The following is a 13,521-nucleotide window of genomic DNA, read 5'->3' as shown; positions in this document are numbered from 1 at the left end:
CAGCGGCGGCAGAACTGACCGCCCGTCAACCTCCCCGACATCCTTGGGAGTACCCCATGCCTCGCTGGTACGACGGACCGCTGGCCTCCTTCGACACCGAGACCACCGGCGTGGACGTGGAGCACGACCGCATAGTCTCCGGGGCCCTCGTGGAGCAGGACGCCCCCGGGGCCGAACCCCGCGTCCTGCGCTGGCTGGTCGACCCGGGCGTGCCCGTGCCGGAGGGCGCGCGGGCCATACACGGACTCAGCGACGCCTTCCTGCGGCGGCACGGCCGGCAGCCGGGTCCGGTCGTCGAGGAGATGGCACAGGCGCTGGCCGGCCGGGCGGCCCGGTCGGTGCCACTGGTGGTGATGAACGCGCCGTTCGACCTGACGCTGCTGGACCGGGAGTTGAAGCGGCACCGCGGCGGATCGCTGCACGGACGGCTGGACGGGGCGGCGCTGTGCGTCCTCGACCCCCGGGTGCTGGACAAGGCGCTGGACCGCTACCGCAAGGGCCGGCGCACCCTCACCGATCTGTGCGCGCACTACGGCGTCGAGCTGGCGGACGCGCATGACGCCGCGGCGGACGCGGCCGCGTCCCTGGAGCTGGCGCGGGCGATAGGGCGGCGCTTCGCGGAGCGGCTCGCCGAGCTCGGCCCCGTCGAACTGCACGAACGCCAGACGGCGTGGCACGCGGGCCAAGCCCGCGGTCTGCAGGCCTACTTCGCCAGGAACGGTACGCCGGAACGCTGCGACCCGTCCTGGCCGCTGCGCCCCGCGCCGATGATCCCCGCGCAGCGCGCACGGCCGCCGGCCGCCTGAGCGCCAGGACGTCCGAGACGCCCGTCACGCACGAAACCGGCCGGTCCATCAGGACCGGCCGGTCTCACTGCTGTGGGCGATACTGGGATCGAACCAGTGACCCCTTCGGTGTGAACGAAGTGCTCTCCCGCTGAGCTAATCGCCCGGGACGTCCCGAACAATACAGGGCGCGGGCCCGTCGGTTCAAACGCCATTCCCGGCCGGGCCGGCCGCGAGCCGGTCCCGCAGCCCCTGCCGCCCCTGGCGCATCATCAGCGCGTGGTTGGCCCGGAAGAACGGCCGGCACGGCACCGCGAGGCGGCGCATCAGGGGCTTGCGGACGACCACGTCCTCCTCGAAGAGCAGCCGCGTACCGCCGCCGTCGGCCGTCACCGTCCAGCGGACCCAGCCCTCCAGGTCCCCGGTCATGGTCACCTCCAGCACCCCGGCGGCCTCGTCGTGGCGCGACTCGCGCGCGTCGACGACCAGGTCGTACGGGAGCATGGAACGGAACCGGAGGGTGCCGGTGGTCTCGCCGGTGCGCCGCACCTCGCGCACCTGCCGCCACCACAACGGGTACTCGTCGGGGCGTTCCAGCACGGCGTAGACGGCGTCGCGGCGGGCGCCGAGGCGCCAGGTGGTGCGGAAGCGGTAACGGCTCCAGTCCATGGAAGCCAGTGTGGGTACTCAGGCACGTTCTGAGTACCGGCCCGGATGACGGATCTCGTGGTCCACGCCACACTCCATCGGCATGGAGCCCCTACCGCCATCCGCCCAATGCCCCGCCTGCGGAACGTTTCCGCACCCGGCGATGCCCGTCCCGGTGTGCCCGCGCTGCGCGCTGCCACTCCATGGGGAGATCGCCGCGGAGCTGCGGGCGATCGGGACCGCGCTCGCCGCGGTCGACGCGGAACGCGGCCGTCTCCTGGGCCGCCGGGCCCAGTTGTTCGCCGCGGCGCGCCCGGTGGCCTTCCCACCGCCGCCGCCCGGCTGGGGCCCGCGCCCCGGTCCGGCCGCGGGTCCGTTCGCCGGCCCGTTCGCCGGCCCGTCCGCGGGTCGCGTCGCGGGTCCGGTCCGGGAGACGTCCCCGCCGAGCGCGCAGAATCTGCTGCTCTCCCTCGGCGGCATTCTGCTCGCCGTCGCGGTGACCGCCTTCACCGTCGTCAACTGGGGACAGCTCGGCATCGGCGGCCGGTCCGCGGTCCTGGGCGCGCTGACCCTCACCGCGCTCGCCGTTCCCGCGCTCCTGCTGCGCCGGGCGCTGTCGGCCACCGCCGAGGTGATCGCCTGTCTCGGGCTGGTCCTGCTGCTGCTCGACGCGTACGCCGTGCGCCGGGTGAGCGCGGATCTCGGCGAGGTCCACGCGCTGGTGTACACGGCGGGGTGTCTCGCCGTCGTGAGCGCGCTCTGGGCGGGCTACGGGCTGCTGCTGCGCGGCCGGCTCCTGCTGCCCGCGCCCGTCGCGCTGGTCCTCGCCCAACTGCCGCTGCCGCTGTGGGCCTGGGCGCACGGTTCCGTGCGCGGTTTCGCCGCCGCCGTGCTCCTCGCCGCCGCGTCGGACGCCGCCCTCGCCGTCACGGCACCGGGCCGCCGGCTGCCGCGCGGTCTGCGGACGACCGGCGCCGTGGCCGGCACGGTGACGGGTCTGCTGGGCCTGGCCGCCGCGCTCCGGCTGTCGCTGGACGCCGCGTCGGCCGGCGCCGCGGTCCAGGCCTGCGGCCTGCTGCTGGCAGGTGCCGCGGTGGCCCTCACGGCCGCCCATCGCCTCCCGGCGGGCACTCCGGCGCACCCGGCTCCCGTCGCCGGTCCCCCACTTTTCAGCGCCCCCGCCACCCGGCACCCCGCCGCCGCCCCGCTCGCCGCCCTGGCCGCCCTCGTGACGATCGCCGGAACCGGTGGCGTGGTGCGGACGGGGGTCGCGGACGACTGGGTCGTTCCGGGGTACCTGGGCTGCGCGGTGGCCGTGCTGGCACTGGCCGCCGCCCTGCGCGGCGGCTCCCGCCGCGCCACGGCCGACGGGGTCGCGACGGGAGCCTCGGCGGCGCACCTGCTGGCGGCACTGTGGGCGGTGCCCGCGCTGGCGGTGACCTGCTTCGGGCCGCTGAGCTGGGCGGGTTCGATCTGGACGGGCGCCCCGCACGCCGCCCGCGACGCCCTGACGCCCCATGGACTGCGGGTCGCTCCGCCGTCCATGGTGGTGGTCGCCGGACTGCTCGCCCTGGTCCTCACGGCGACCGCGCTGCGGCGCCCCGCGTGGCGGGTGCCGGGTCCCGCGGCCGTGGTGTGCGGCGCCGTGACCGTCGCGGCGCTGCCCGCGGCCGCCGGCACGACGTACCCGGTGGCGCTCTCCCTGCGGCTCGCGCTCGCGGTCGCGCTGCTCGCGGCGGCCGTGGCCGTACGCGTCCCGTTGCTGTCGCGTACCGCGCTCGTCACCGGCACGGCCACGGCGGTGACCGCGGTGGCCTGGAGTCTCGCCGGGCGGACCGCCACGTTCGCCGTGCTGGGTGTGCTCCTGGCGGCGTTCGCCGGGGCGGCGGCGGTGCGCGGTGACGTGGTGCGGCGAACGGTGGGCGCCGCCTGCACGGTGGTGTGCGCGACCGGGCTGGCGTGGGCCGGTCCGGCGGCCGCGGGCCACCCGTCACCGGTGGCGGCCTTCCCGGTCCTCGCGGTCGGCGCCACCGCTGTGCTGTCCGCGGCGCGGTCCGGGTGGCCCCGGCGGGCCCTGGAGCCCGCGGGATGGGCCGCTGCGGCGCTGGCCGTCGTGCTGGCCGCCACGGACGCTCCGGCGCTCGCCCTGGTCCTCGCGGCAGCCGGCGTGCTGGCCGGCGCTCTCGCCCTGCGCCAGGACCGCCGGCGGGCCGTCTACGCCGCCGGCGCCCTGACGGCCGCGGCGAGCTGGGTGCGGCTCGCCGCCTCCGGCGTCACGACGCCGGAGGCGTACACGCTGTCGCTGTCCGTCGCGGGACTGCTCATCGGCTGGCTGCGCCGCCGCCGCGACCCGGTGACCTCGTCCTGGTCCGCCTACGGTCCGGGGCTGGCGGTGACCCTGCTGCCCAGCCTGGTGGCCGCGTGGGGCGATCCGCACTGGCAGCGCCCACTGCTGCTGGGCGCGGGCGCGCTCGCCGTGACGCTGCTGGGCGCCCGGCACCGGCTGCGGGCCCCGCTGCTGCTGGGCGGCGGCGTCCTGGTGGTCCTCGCGCTGCACGAGCTGGCCCCGTACGTCGTCCAGGTCGTGGGCGCGGCGCCGCGCTGGCTGCCGATCGCGGTGGCGGGTCTGCTGCTGCTGGCGCTGGGCACGACGTACGAGCGCCGGCTGCGTGACGTCCGCCGGGTGCGCGAGGTCATCGGCCGGATGCACTGAGCGCGGCGCGCGGCGTTTCCGGGGCGCGGGAGGTCCGGAAACGCCGAGGGCCCGGAAGCTTTTCGGCTTCCGGGCCCTCGGTCGGGGTGGGCGATACTGGGTTCGAACCAGTGACCCCTTCGGTGTGAACGAAGTGCTCTCCCACTGAGCTAATCGCCCCTGTGCGGGGACAACATTACCGCACCTCAGACGGTGCCCAGGACCATCCGCGGGTCAGCCGATCCGCCATGGCATCTCGAATCCGAACCGCCAGAGGTAGTAGCCGAGCAGGGTGCCGATGATCACCAGTCCGACCGCCGTCAGGATGATGTTGCGGCGCCGCACCCTGGGGTCGAGCGCGCGCTGCGCCGCCTCGGTCACCTTGCGCTTCGTCCAGCGCAGCACGAGCTGCGCCCAGACGAATTCGGTGGCCCAGATCGCCATTCCCCCGAAGATCACCAACCAGCCGGGGCCGGGCAGCGGCAGCATCACCACACCGGCCGCCACCACGGCCAGCCCGACGATGAACACGCCCACCTGCCAGCTGAGGTGCAGTCCCCGGGATTTCCTGATGAATTCAGGAGCCTTCGAACCGAGCTTCCGGTCCATGGCCACGTCCTCCTGAATTTCGTCACTCTCCGCAGTCATGGCGCCAAACCTACCCGACGGGCGGAGATCACCGGAATGGCCTTCGACACCGTAAAAGTACTGGGCCGGACGAGGTACCAGAAGCCTCACAAACCAGTCAGAGGGGTTTACAACGTCCCCGCAGGTGGCATGTCGATTTCGCCGACGTGCGAATCCCCGAGCGCACACTGAGCGAAAGGCCCTGGCGCTTATGAACACCACGGTCAGCTGCGAGCTGCACCTGCGCCTCGTTGTGTCGAGCGAATCCTCACTGCCTGTACCCGCAGGCCTGCGGTACGACACGGCCGATCCCTATGCCGTGCACGCCACCTTCCACACTGGTGCCGAAGAGACGGTCGAATGGGTGTTTGCCCGCGATCTGCTCGCCGAGGGCCTGCACCGGCCTACCGGCACCGGAGACGTCCGGGTCTGGCCGTCCCGCAGTCATGGCCAGGGCGTCGTGTGCATCGCCCTCAGCTCCCCAGAGGGGGAGGCGCTGCTCGAAGCCCCGGCGCGGGCACTGGAGTCGTTCCTCAAGCGGACCGACGCCGCCGTGCCCCCGGGCACCGAGCACCGTCACTTCGATCTGGACACCGAGCTCTCCCACATCCTCGCGGAGAGCTGACCCCAGCCCACCAGCCGTCCGGTGCCGTCCTACTCGGGGGCATGGCCCGGACCCGACCGCCGTACGAAGCCTGACATGCGCTTCGCAGAGCCACCGCCGTGGACCACGACCCCCACGGCGGTGGCTCTCGCGCGCTAGAGTCGCCGGAACGCAGCCGCCCGACCCCCACCGGCCAGGGAGCGATTCCGTGTTGATCAACCATGACACCAGGTACGCACTCGACTGTGTGGTGGACCTGATCAACACCTCCCCGGAGAGCGAGGGCCGGGAGGGTCTGCACGATGTCGCCGCACTGCGCGCGTTCGTCGAGGACCACCACGTGAGCGAGGTGGGTCGGCTCGGTGAGCACGACCTCGCCACCGTGCGCCGGGTGCGCGAGCGGTTCGCGCAGGTGTTCTGCGCCCCCAGTGCCCAGGCCGCCGCCACGCTGCTCAACGCGATGGTCGCCGAGGCCGGGACCACCCCGCGGCTCACGAACCACGACGGCCACGACTGGCACGTGCACTACTTCGCCCCGGGCGCGTCGCTCTCCGACCACCTGGCCGCCGACGGCGGCATGGCGCTGACGTTCCTGGTCGTCGCCGGTGAGTGCGAACGGCTGCGGCGCTGCGACGCCCCCGACTGCCGCCGCGCCTTCGTCGACCTGTCGCGCAACCGTTCGCGGCGCTACTGCGACAGTCGCACCTGCGGGAACCGGCTGCACGTCGCCGCGTACCGGGCCCGGCAGCGCGAGGCCAGCCGCTGAGCCGCGCGGCTCACAGCATGACGATGTCGTAGAGCGCCCCGAACCCGATGAGCCCCGCGATCACGCAGAGGAAGAGCATCAGCGGCGGCTGGGAGAGCGCGAACAGACACCCCTTGGGCTCGTCGGCGCCCGCCCTCGGCCGCGGGATGTCTCCGGGGGCCGGCCTCTCGGCCTCAGGTGTCGGCCGTGGGCACGGGGGTGACCCCCCGGAAGATCGCAGCACACCGCGATGATGACGCAGCACCCCATGCCGCCGCGCCCAACACGCGAACTCTCAGGGGTGGTTCTGCGTTCCGGGGCCCTTCGGCAGGTCAGATGCCGCGGCGCTTGAGGATCTCCTCGATGTCGGAGAAATCGGACAGTCCGCCGTCGGTCGCGGCCTTGGACTTCGCCGCCGGCTTGCGGCCCGCGGACAGTGCGGGCTGGGAGGCGCCGGGGGCCACCGCCGGAGCACCCGCGGCGGCAGCGGCGGCCTTGCGCTCACGGCGGCCGCCGCCGTCACGGCCGGCGGCGAAACGCGTCACCGTGTAGAGCGCCACGGACACCGCGAGGACGCCGAAGCCCAGCCACACCGTCGGCTTGAAGACCAGGTCCGCGGCCCAGCTCCCGGTGGCCGTGCCGACCTTCCGGCCCAGCGTCACCAGGCCCGTCATGTACAGGCCCACCGGCAGCAGGGCGAACGCGGCGGTGCGGACGGCCGCGAGATAACGCCGGCGGTACGCGGTCAGCATCGCGATCGCCAGGCCCGCCGCGGACAGCGCGACGCATACGGTAGCGGTCAGCATCCAGTGCTCCTGATCCTGTACTCCTGCGGCTGTATCGGGATGTTCCTGTATCCATCGTGCACCCGTCGTGAAGCCGGAGGCCACGTCCCGGGACCCGTCTCAGGGTGATCTCGGGGGAGGGCTCCTCCCCCGGTGCGAGACTGGGCCGCATGAACGACGTCACTCCCCCGGCCACCGCCCGCGCCGTCCTGGAAGTCTGGTGCGAGCTGCAGTGCCCCGACTGCCGCACCGCCCTCGACGACGTACGCGCGCTGCGCGCCCGCTACGGCGACGCGCTGGACATCCAGCTGCGGCACTTCCCGCTGGAGAAGCACCGGCACGCCCTCGCCGCCGCCCAGGCGGCCGAGGAGGCCTGGGCGCAGGGGCAGGGCTGGCCGTACACCGAGGCGGTGCTGGCCAGGACCGAGGAGCTCGGCAAGCGCGGCGAGGAGCTGCTCGTCGAGGTGGCCCGCGAACTGGGGCTGGACGCGGAGGAGGTGGACACCGCGCTGATCGACGGCCGGCATCTGCTGATCGTCGACGCCGACGAGGCCGAGGGCCGGGCGATCGGCGTCACGGGCACGCCGACGTATGTGATCGACGGGCAGCGGCTGGACGGCGGCAGGAGCCAGGAGGGGCTGCGCGCCCGGATCGAGGAGATCGCGGACCGGCTGCTCGCCGGATAGGCCCGGCCCGGAGTCCTCTCCCCCGGAGCAGCCGCCAGGTCGTGGCTCCCTAAAGCAGCCGCTTGAACAGATGGCGGCGCGTGGTCGCGTACCCCAGGGACTCGTACAGCCGCAGCGCGGGCGTGTTGCCGCCGAAGACGTTCAGGCCCAGGGTGCCGACCCCGGCGCCCAGGCACTCCCGCTCCGCGACGAGCATCAGGGTGCGGCCGTGCCCCTGGCCGCGGTGTTCCTCGGCCACCTCGACGGAGAAGACCCACGCCGGGACCCCCGGGTCGGCGGCGTCCCGCAGCCGTAGCCACAGGGTGCCGACGTCCCGGCCCCGGTGGACCACGGTCAGCAGCAGGGTGCCGGCGGTGCCCACGCCGTCGGGCAGGGCCGCGCCGTGATCGGCCTCGGCCCTGGCGGAGGCCTGCGCGAACGGGACGCCGCGGGCCACCATGCCGTCCACGTACGCGATCATCTTGTGTTCGTTCCAGGCGGGGTACTCCGCCTCGGTCAGCGGCCGGACGGTGCTGCCCGCGGGCAGTTCGGGTGCGGGCCCTGACAGCCGCTTGACCATGCCACGGTTGCGTTCGGTGTAGCCGAGGGTGTCGGCGAGCCGCTGCGCGAGGACGGCGTCCGCCGGAATGTCGACCGTCACCTCGTCGCACCCCCAGCCGCGGAGCACCTCCTCGGCGGCGAGCGCGGCGACCGTGGCGCGGCCGCGCCGCCGGTCCGCCTCGTAGATCTCCAGTCCGGTGATCCGGCCGGCCGTGACGCCGAACCGCGGCCCGGCGGAGAGCTCGATCCCGCCGACCGGCCTGCTGTTGACGCATACCGTGTAGCGGCGCGAACGCGCGCCGCCCGCTCCGTGCCGCTCCGGCTGATCGGGTCGCAGGGTGGTTGTCATGGCGTCACTCCCCCGTTTGGACTGGGGCCAGTTCTACCCGCTCCTCAGCGCCACGTCACGGATTCGGGTCGGCTCCGGCCCGTTCCGCGAAGACCCGCATCGCCTTGGCGGTGACCGGACCCGGTGCTCCCGGCAGCTCCCGCCCGTCGGCCAGCCGTACCGCCTGGACGTCGCGGAGGGTGGACGTCAGGAAGATCTCCTCGGCCTCGCCGAGCGCCTCCAGCGGCAGATCCGCCTCCTGCGCCCCGCTCCACTCGGCGACCAGCTCCCGGGTGATGCCCGCGAGGCAGCCGGAGGAGAGCGGCGGGGTGAGCAGCTGCCCGCCGAGCACGACGAAGATGTTGGAGCCGGTGCCCTCGCAGAGCCGGCCGACGGTGTTGCCGAAGATCGCCTCGGAGGCGCCGTGGGCGTGGGCGCGGGCGAGCGCCACGACGTTCTCGCCGTAGGAGGTGGTCTTCAGGCCGCTGAGCGCGCCCCGCTCGTTGCGGGTCCACGGCACCGTGACCACGGCGGTGGTGTCCGGCCGGACGGCGGCCTCACCGAGGGCGATGATCAGGGTGGGTCCCGCGTCGCCGCGGTCGGAGCCGAGCGGGGAGAGCCCGCCGGTGTACGTGATCCTGAGCCGGCCGAGCGGCACGGGGTTGGCCGCCAGGACCGCCTCGCAGCCCCTGCGCACCTCGTCGAGGTCCGGGTCCGGGAGTCCGAGGCCGCGCGCGGACCGGGTCAGCCGGTCCAGGTGGCGGGTGGTCGCGAACGCCGCGCCGTCGACGGCCTTGAGCGTCTCGAAGACCCCGTCGCCCACGGTGATCCCGTGGTCGAGCACCGACACCGTGGCGTCAGCGGCGTCCCGCAGCGTGCCATCGACCCAGATCTTCACGGTGTGGTCCCTTCGTGTCCCGGATGTTCCCCCGACGCTACCGCCAGCAGCCGGGACGCCTTCAGCTCGGTCTCGTCCCACTCCCGCACCGGGTCGGAGCCCCAGGTGATGCCGGCTCCCGTGCCGAAGCGCAGCAGCGGTTCCGGGCCGGTGCGGTCGAGCCAGAACGTCCTGATCCCCACGGCCAGTTCACCGGTGCCGTGGTCGGCGTCCACCCAGCCGACGCCCCCGCAGTAGGGGCCGCGCGGCGCCGTCTCCAGTTCCGCGATGATCCGCAGCGCACTGGACTTGGGGGCCCCGGTGACCGAGCCGGGCGGGAAGGTGGCGGCGAACAGCCCGGCCCAGCCGGTGTCCTGGCGCAGCTCGCCCCGCACGCTCGAGACGAGGTGGACCAGGCCGGGGTGCTTCTCGACCGCGCACAGCTCCGGGACGGTGACAGACCCGGTCGCGCAGACCCGCCCCAGGTCGTTGCGGACCAGATCCACGATCATCACGTTCTCGGCGTGGTCCTTGGGCAGCAGGTCCGCCTCCGTACGTCCGGTGCCCTTTATCGGGCCGGATTCGACGAGGGACCGGTCGCGGCGCAGATAGAGCTCAGGGGACGCGGTGGCGATCTCCACACCGTGCGCGGGGAGCCGGATGGTGCCCGCGTACGGGGCCGGGTTGCCGTGGGCGAGCACCGAGCCGAGCGCGTCCATGTCGGACCGGGCGGGGTCGGGCAGCGGCGCGGACAGCACCCGGCAGAGGTTGGCCTGGTAGACGTCGCCGGCCGCGATGTACGCGCGTATGCGGCGCACACCCGCGATGTAGGCGTCGCGGTCCAGTGAGGAGGTCCACACTCCGGTGGCCGGTCCGCACCAGCCGTCCGGCGACGCCGGCGGCGCGGAACGGACGTCCCCGAAGCGCGCGCACACCACCTGTCCCTCGAAGTCCGCGGACACCGCCCAGAAGCCCGAGGAGTCGAGCGCGGCGAGGTCGCTGGTGACATCTCGCAGGTCGGAGGCGACGCGGCCGCCGAAGCGGGCCATCGGGACGAGGTCTCGCACAGTGCTTCCAGGGTCGGTCCGAAGGGGTGTGGCCGAGTCTAGAGCGGCGCCCGTCGCGGCGCCCCGCTGGTCATTCGCTGGTCAGCAGCCCGGCACGCTGCGGAAACCGGTTTTTGAGCTGGCCGTGGAATCCGCTAGAGTTCAACACGTCGCCGGGACGCGGAAGCGCCCCGGAGCTACGACACCTGCGGACGTGGCTCAGTGGTAGAGCATCACCTTGCCAAGGTGAGGGTCGCGAGTTCGAATCTCGTCGTCCGCTCGGCGTGGGGGATTTCCCGTCCCCGACGATGTTGGTGGAGTGGCCGAGAGGCGAGGCAACGGCCTGCAAAGCCGTCTACACGGGTTCAAATCCCGTCTCCACCTCACGCGCGATTAGCTCAGCGGGAGAGCGCTTCCCTGACACGGAAGAGGTCACTGGTTCAATCCCAGTATCGCGCACGCAGCACAGCACCACTTGTATCGCAGCAGTTGTAGTGGGTCCCGCGCGATTAGCTCAGCGGGAGAGCGCTTCCCTGACACGGAAGAGGTCACTGGTTCAATCCCAGTATCGCGCACGCAGCACAGCACCACTTGCATGGCAGCAGTTGTAGTGGGTCCCGCGCGATTAGCTCAGCGGGAGAGCGCTTCCCTGACACGGAAGAGGTCACTGGTTCAATCCCAGTATCGCGCACACGTCATGACCGAGGGCCGGAGCGATCATCGCTCCGGCCCTCGGTCGTTCCCGCCGCCGCTCGCCGGGCGTCCCCGGCATCCGTCCTGGGATCAGGACGAGAAGAGCATGTGCCCGAAGCTGCGGTGCTTCTGGTGGTGGCCGCCGTGGTGACCGCCGTGGCCGCCGTGCTGCGGGGCGCCCCAGGCGGGACCCGCGGGGTACGCCTGCGGCGCCGGGTAGGCCTGCTGGGCCGGGTAGGCCTGCTGCGGCGGCGCGGCCGGCTGGTTCCACTGGCCCTCGACCCGGGCGAGTGCCTCCAGCTCGCCGTAGTCCAGGAAGATCCCCCGGCAGTTGCCGCATTGCTCGATCTGGACGCCGTTGCGATTGAACGTGTGCATCGGGCCCTGGCACTTGGGACAGTGCATCTCCGGCTCAACTCCTCAATTGCGGTGATTCGCCACCGGAACGCCCGTCCGGCGGAGCTGGGTTCACGATACGTGGGTGATCCGGGCGCAGGCAGCGGTGAGGTCCAGCTCGACCTCGTCGAGCGGGCGGTTCTCGCGGGCGGCCCGCACCACGGCCAGCGCGGCCGACTGGACGGTCAACGCGCGGGCCGGCACGTCCAGATACGGCCAGGGGTCGCCGTCGGGGGGCACCGCCCGGCCGCCCGCGTCCTGGTAGGCGCCCAGGAAGCGCGTCCAGGCGTCCGGGTCGAGCAGGCCGGTCGCGAACCACATGGCGGGACGGGCCAGGTCCCAGGCGGGATCGCCGATCCCCAGGTCGTCGACGTCGATGAGCTGCCAGGGGCCGCCGGGGGTGGGATGCCGGACGAGCTGGCCGAGGTGCAGATCACCGTGGCAGAGGGTGTCCGCACGCGGCTGCGGTGCCTCGTCGCGGGCCCAGCCGGGCAGGCGCTCCCAGGCCCGCAGCACGGTGTCCGCGGCGGCCGACCGGTCGCCGGCCGTCATACGGGCGACGGCGCGGGCCGCCTTGGCGGGGCCGCGCATGGGCGGCAGCGGGTGCGGCAGCGCGTGCGGGGGGACGGCGTGCAGCCGGGCGAGGAGGACGGCGGCGTCCTCCCAGGGCGCGCTGCCGGGCTCCTCGCGGTCCACGGGTTCGCCCAGCGGCCAGGCGGTGACGGGGCGGTCGTGCAGCAGCGAGCCGGTACGGGGCGCGGGCAGGGGCAGCGGGGCGAGCAGGATGCCGCGCAGCAACGGATGCGAGGCGACCCCGAGGCGGACCGCCAGGGCCTCCCGGTCGGTGTCGCCGGCGTGCGCCTTGGCGACGAGCGCGCCGCTGCGGACCACCGTGCCGTCGGGCCGGTGGGCGAGCACCGAGGTCTCGGATATGCCGGAGATGCCCGCGGCGAGCGCGGCGAGCTCCGCCGTCAGCTCCTCCCCCACCACTGCCATACGTTCAGTCAAGCACCCTCGCGGGTCCTGACGTGCGTGATGCCCGGGTACCACCGCTGGTACCCGGGCATCACGGCCGTCCGTCGCACCCCCGTCCCCACGGGGTTTCGTACCGGTTCCCCAGCCCGGACCGCTCTTCCGGGCATGGGGCCGATGCAACGGGGCGCTGTGTCAGCGCCCCATCAGCCCGGCTACGGACGACGCTTGTGTGGCCACCGCGTCGAAGCCTCCGAAGAGCAGGGCGAGGAGCACCGCGAGTGGCAGCACCATGGCCGCTGCGACCAGCGGATGGCGCGTGCCGGACGGGCGGGTACCGAAGGCGGCGATCCTGCTGCCGCGCAAGGGGCGCACCGTACGACTCACTGTGTTCGCCATGGCCCTCTCCTGAGGTGTCGGTCGTTCACGCTGGTGGTACGTCTGGTTGTCGGTCAGGCAAGCGGCGGGCGTCTGACCTCGGGGGACGAGTGCTACGCCCGCCGCTTGATTTCAAGATTAGGTGCGCGCCATGGCCTGGTCGTCATGCCGTCGTACCGCTTTCCGGGCCTCCGGGAGGATGACGCGGACCCGCCCGGGGTACTCCCCTGGGTGGACACCGGGCCCCCGGTCCCAGGGTGATCCCTGAGGGGGCTACCCCCAGGGGATGACCGCCCGGCGGGCCGTTCGGTCGCGCTGGACCCGGTCTAGGCCTCGGTGTCGTCCCTCGGAATGGGCTGCTCCACCAGGGCGAGCACCCGGGTGGACATGAATCGGGCGGTGCGGACGACGGTGCCGTTGCGGGTGACTTCACTCACTTCCACCACCCCGCGGCGCACCGCGGTCTCGACCCGGCGGCCGGCCCGGGTGGCCACCACCTCATAGGTACGGGTGGTGTCCCCGGCATCCACGACTATCTCCACGCGATCACCTTTCACGGCGTCATTCCCCCTTGGCAGACGGACCGTTGATGGTGCGGGCCCGGCCGTTCCACCCCTTCGGAGCGGCCCGTTCCCACCTCTTAAGGATCCCACCCGGCACTGACAATCCCCCGTCCGGCGCATGCGCGGCCTATCGGCGCACCGGGAGTTCAGTCCGTA

The 13,521-nt window shown here is 73.3% G+C and carries 16 protein-coding genes and 7 tRNA genes; 10 read left to right on the top strand and 13 right to left on the bottom strand.

Going from position 1 to position 13,521, the window contains the following annotated elements; translation table 11 throughout:
• The first annotated feature begins 56 nt into the window (after window positions 1-56).
• Window positions 57-806, top strand: a complete 750-nt coding sequence (locus tag LNW73_RS27485) for an exonuclease domain-containing protein (RefSeq protein WP_250975012.1) — start codon at window positions 57-59, stop codon at window positions 804-806.
• A 73-nt stretch (window positions 807-879) separates the two neighbouring features.
• Here LNW73_RS27485 and LNW73_RS27480 read toward each other — a convergent pair.
• Together LNW73_RS27480 and LNW73_RS27475 are read right to left on the bottom strand one after the other, a co-directional pair.
• A tRNA-Val gene (locus tag LNW73_RS27480) sits at window positions 880-951 on the bottom strand.
• Between the two features lie 38 nt (window positions 952-989).
• Window positions 990-1,454 (bottom strand): SRPBCC family protein, encoded by a 465-nt coding sequence (locus LNW73_RS27475; protein ID WP_250991729.1) that lies wholly within the window; start codon window positions 1,452-1,454, stop codon window positions 990-992.
• Between the two features lie 142 nt (window positions 1,455-1,596).
• Between LNW73_RS27475 and LNW73_RS27470 the strand changes: the two genes are divergently transcribed.
• Entirely contained in the window at window positions 1,597-4,146 is a 2,550-nt protein-coding gene (locus LNW73_RS27470; RefSeq protein ID WP_250991728.1) for an SCO7613 C-terminal domain-containing membrane protein, read from the top strand.
• A gap of 87 nt (window positions 4,147-4,233) precedes the next feature.
• On the opposite strand, the gene LNW73_RS27465 is transcribed toward LNW73_RS27470, so the two are convergent.
• Together LNW73_RS27465 and LNW73_RS27460 are read right to left on the bottom strand one after the other, a co-directional pair.
• A tRNA-Val gene (locus LNW73_RS27465) sits at window positions 4,234-4,305 on the bottom strand.
• Between the two features lie 54 nt (window positions 4,306-4,359).
• The gene (locus LNW73_RS27460) at window positions 4,360-4,773 is read right to left on the bottom strand and encodes a TIGR02611 family protein (RefSeq protein ID WP_250991727.1); all 414 of its coding nucleotides are present in this window, start codon (window positions 4,771-4,773) and stop codon (window positions 4,360-4,362) included.
• A gap of 190 nt (window positions 4,774-4,963) precedes the next feature.
• On the opposite strand from LNW73_RS27460, the gene LNW73_RS27455 reads away from it, so the two are divergent.
• Window positions 4,964-5,377 (top strand): SsgA family sporulation/cell division regulator, encoded by a 414-nt coding sequence (locus LNW73_RS27455; protein WP_003959770.1) that lies wholly within the window; start codon window positions 4,964-4,966, stop codon window positions 5,375-5,377.
• 187 nt (window positions 5,378-5,564) lie between these two features.
• Entirely contained in the window at window positions 5,565-6,122 is a 558-nt protein-coding gene (locus LNW73_RS27450) for a CGNR zinc finger domain-containing protein (protein WP_250975016.1), read from the top strand.
• A gap of 10 nt (window positions 6,123-6,132) precedes the next feature.
• Here LNW73_RS27450 and LNW73_RS27445 read toward each other — a convergent pair whose 3' ends face one another.
• Entirely contained in the window at window positions 6,133-6,345 is a 213-nt protein-coding gene (locus LNW73_RS27445) for a hypothetical protein (RefSeq protein WP_138352657.1), read from the bottom strand.
• An 88-nt stretch (window positions 6,346-6,433) separates the two neighbouring features.
• Window positions 6,434-6,907, bottom strand: a complete 474-nt coding sequence (locus tag LNW73_RS27440; RefSeq protein ID WP_250991726.1) for a hypothetical protein — start codon at window positions 6,905-6,907, stop codon at window positions 6,434-6,436.
• Window positions 6,908-7,056: 149 nt separating this feature from the next.
• Here LNW73_RS27440 and LNW73_RS27435 point away from each other — a divergent pair, with 149 nt between their 5' ends.
• Entirely contained in the window at window positions 7,057-7,572 is a 516-nt protein-coding gene (locus LNW73_RS27435; protein ID WP_250991725.1) for a DsbA family protein, read from the top strand.
• A gap of 49 nt (window positions 7,573-7,621) precedes the next feature.
• Here the strand turns inward: LNW73_RS27435 and LNW73_RS27430 are convergent, their stop codons facing one another.
• From LNW73_RS27430 to LNW73_RS27420, 3 genes are read right to left on the bottom strand one after another with little or no spacing between them, the layout of a single operon-like run.
• Window positions 7,622-8,461 carry a GNAT family N-acetyltransferase gene (locus tag LNW73_RS27430; protein ID WP_250991724.1) on the bottom strand — a complete coding sequence of 280 codons (840 nt, stop codon included), beginning with the start codon at window positions 8,459-8,461 and terminating at the stop codon, window positions 7,622-7,624.
• 55 nt (window positions 8,462-8,516) lie between these two features.
• Window positions 8,517-9,338, bottom strand: a complete 822-nt coding sequence (locus LNW73_RS27425) for an aminotransferase class IV (RefSeq protein WP_250991723.1) — start codon at window positions 9,336-9,338, stop codon at window positions 8,517-8,519.
• Window positions 9,335-10,384 carry a chorismate-binding protein gene (locus LNW73_RS27420; RefSeq protein ID WP_250991722.1) on the bottom strand — a complete coding sequence of 350 codons (1,050 nt, stop codon included), beginning with the start codon at window positions 10,382-10,384 and terminating at the stop codon, window positions 9,335-9,337. The genes LNW73_RS27425 and LNW73_RS27420 overlap by 4 nt, the downstream gene beginning before the upstream one ends.
• Before the next feature lie 187 nt (window positions 10,385-10,571).
• Between LNW73_RS27420 and LNW73_RS27415 the strand changes: the two genes are divergently transcribed.
• The 5 genes from LNW73_RS27415 (at window position 10,572) to LNW73_RS27395 (ending at window position 11,054) form a co-directional block, all read left to right on the top strand.
• Window positions 10,572-10,643, top strand: a tRNA-Gly gene (locus LNW73_RS27415).
• Window positions 10,644-10,676: 33 nt separating this feature from the next.
• A tRNA-Cys gene (locus LNW73_RS27410) sits at window positions 10,677-10,747 on the top strand.
• 3 nt (window positions 10,748-10,750) lie between these two features.
• A tRNA-Val gene (locus LNW73_RS27405) sits at window positions 10,751-10,822 on the top strand.
• 44 nt (window positions 10,823-10,866) lie between these two features.
• A tRNA-Val gene (locus tag LNW73_RS27400) sits at window positions 10,867-10,938 on the top strand.
• 44 nt (window positions 10,939-10,982) lie between these two features.
• Window positions 10,983-11,054 (top strand) — tRNA-Val (locus LNW73_RS27395).
• 92 nt (window positions 11,055-11,146) lie between these two features.
• Here LNW73_RS27395 and LNW73_RS27390 read toward each other — a convergent pair.
• From LNW73_RS27390 to LNW73_RS27375, 4 genes are all read right to left on the bottom strand, one after another.
• The gene (locus LNW73_RS27390) at window positions 11,147-11,461 is read right to left on the bottom strand and encodes a TFIIB-type zinc ribbon-containing protein (RefSeq protein ID WP_250975021.1); all 315 of its coding nucleotides are present in this window, start codon (window positions 11,459-11,461) and stop codon (window positions 11,147-11,149) included.
• Window positions 11,462-11,524: 63 nt separating this feature from the next.
• On the bottom strand, window positions 11,525-12,448 hold the full coding sequence (locus tag LNW73_RS27385; protein WP_250991721.1) for a phosphotransferase family protein: 924 nt from the start codon (window positions 12,446-12,448) through the stop codon (window positions 11,525-11,527).
• A 171-nt stretch (window positions 12,449-12,619) separates the two neighbouring features.
• Entirely contained in the window at window positions 12,620-12,823 is a 204-nt protein-coding gene (locus tag LNW73_RS27380; RefSeq protein ID WP_250991720.1) for a hypothetical protein, read from the bottom strand.
• A gap of 305 nt (window positions 12,824-13,128) precedes the next feature.
• Window positions 13,129-13,359 carry a hypothetical protein gene (locus LNW73_RS27375; RefSeq protein WP_138352665.1) on the bottom strand — a complete coding sequence of 77 codons (231 nt, stop codon included), beginning with the start codon at window positions 13,357-13,359 and terminating at the stop codon, window positions 13,129-13,131.
• Window positions 13,360-13,521 lie beyond the last annotated feature (162 nt).

Origin of the sequence: Streptomyces sp. RKAG337 (assembly GCF_023701715.1) — a bacterium.
GTDB lineage: Bacteria > Actinomycetota > Actinomycetes > Streptomycetales > Streptomycetaceae > Actinacidiphila.
The sequence above is the reverse complement of the archived record's forward strand: the minus strand, read 5'-3'. Positions and strand labels throughout refer to the sequence as shown.

What these genes read in the sequence shown, in the direction of transcription:
- LNW73_RS27470 (WP_250991728.1), top strand. Translation starts at nt 1,597, where the DNA reads ATGCCCGTCCCGGTGTGCCCGCGCTGCGCGCTGCCACTCCATGGGGAG.
- LNW73_RS27430 (WP_250991724.1), bottom strand. Translation starts at nt 8,461, where the DNA reads ATGACAACCACCCTGCGACCCGATCAGCCGGAGCGGCACGGAGCGGGC.
- LNW73_RS27435 (WP_250991725.1), top strand. Translation starts at nt 7,057, where the DNA reads ATGAACGACGTCACTCCCCCGGCCACCGCCCGCGCCGTCCTGGAAGTC.
- LNW73_RS27385 (WP_250991721.1), bottom strand. Translation starts at nt 12,448, where the DNA reads ATGGCAGTGGTGGGGGAGGAGCTGACGGCGGAGCTCGCCGCGCTCGCC.
- LNW73_RS27475 (WP_250991729.1), bottom strand. Translation starts at nt 1,454, where the DNA reads ATGGACTGGAGCCGTTACCGCTTCCGCACCACCTGGCGCCTCGGCGCC.
- LNW73_RS27455 (WP_003959770.1), top strand. Translation starts at nt 4,964, where the DNA reads ATGAACACCACGGTCAGCTGCGAGCTGCACCTGCGCCTCGTTGTGTCG.
- LNW73_RS27460 (WP_250991727.1), bottom strand. Translation starts at nt 4,773, where the DNA reads ATGACTGCGGAGAGTGACGAAATTCAGGAGGACGTGGCCATGGACCGG.
- LNW73_RS27440 (WP_250991726.1), bottom strand. Translation starts at nt 6,907, where the DNA reads ATGCTGACCGCTACCGTATGCGTCGCGCTGTCCGCGGCGGGCCTGGCG.
- LNW73_RS27380 (WP_250991720.1), bottom strand. Translation starts at nt 12,823, where the DNA reads ATGGCGAACACAGTGAGTCGTACGGTGCGCCCCTTGCGCGGCAGCAGG.
- LNW73_RS27390 (WP_250975021.1), bottom strand. Translation starts at nt 11,461, where the DNA reads ATGCACTGTCCCAAGTGCCAGGGCCCGATGCACACGTTCAATCGCAAC.
- LNW73_RS27485 (WP_250975012.1), top strand. Translation starts at nt 57, where the DNA reads ATGCCTCGCTGGTACGACGGACCGCTGGCCTCCTTCGACACCGAGACC.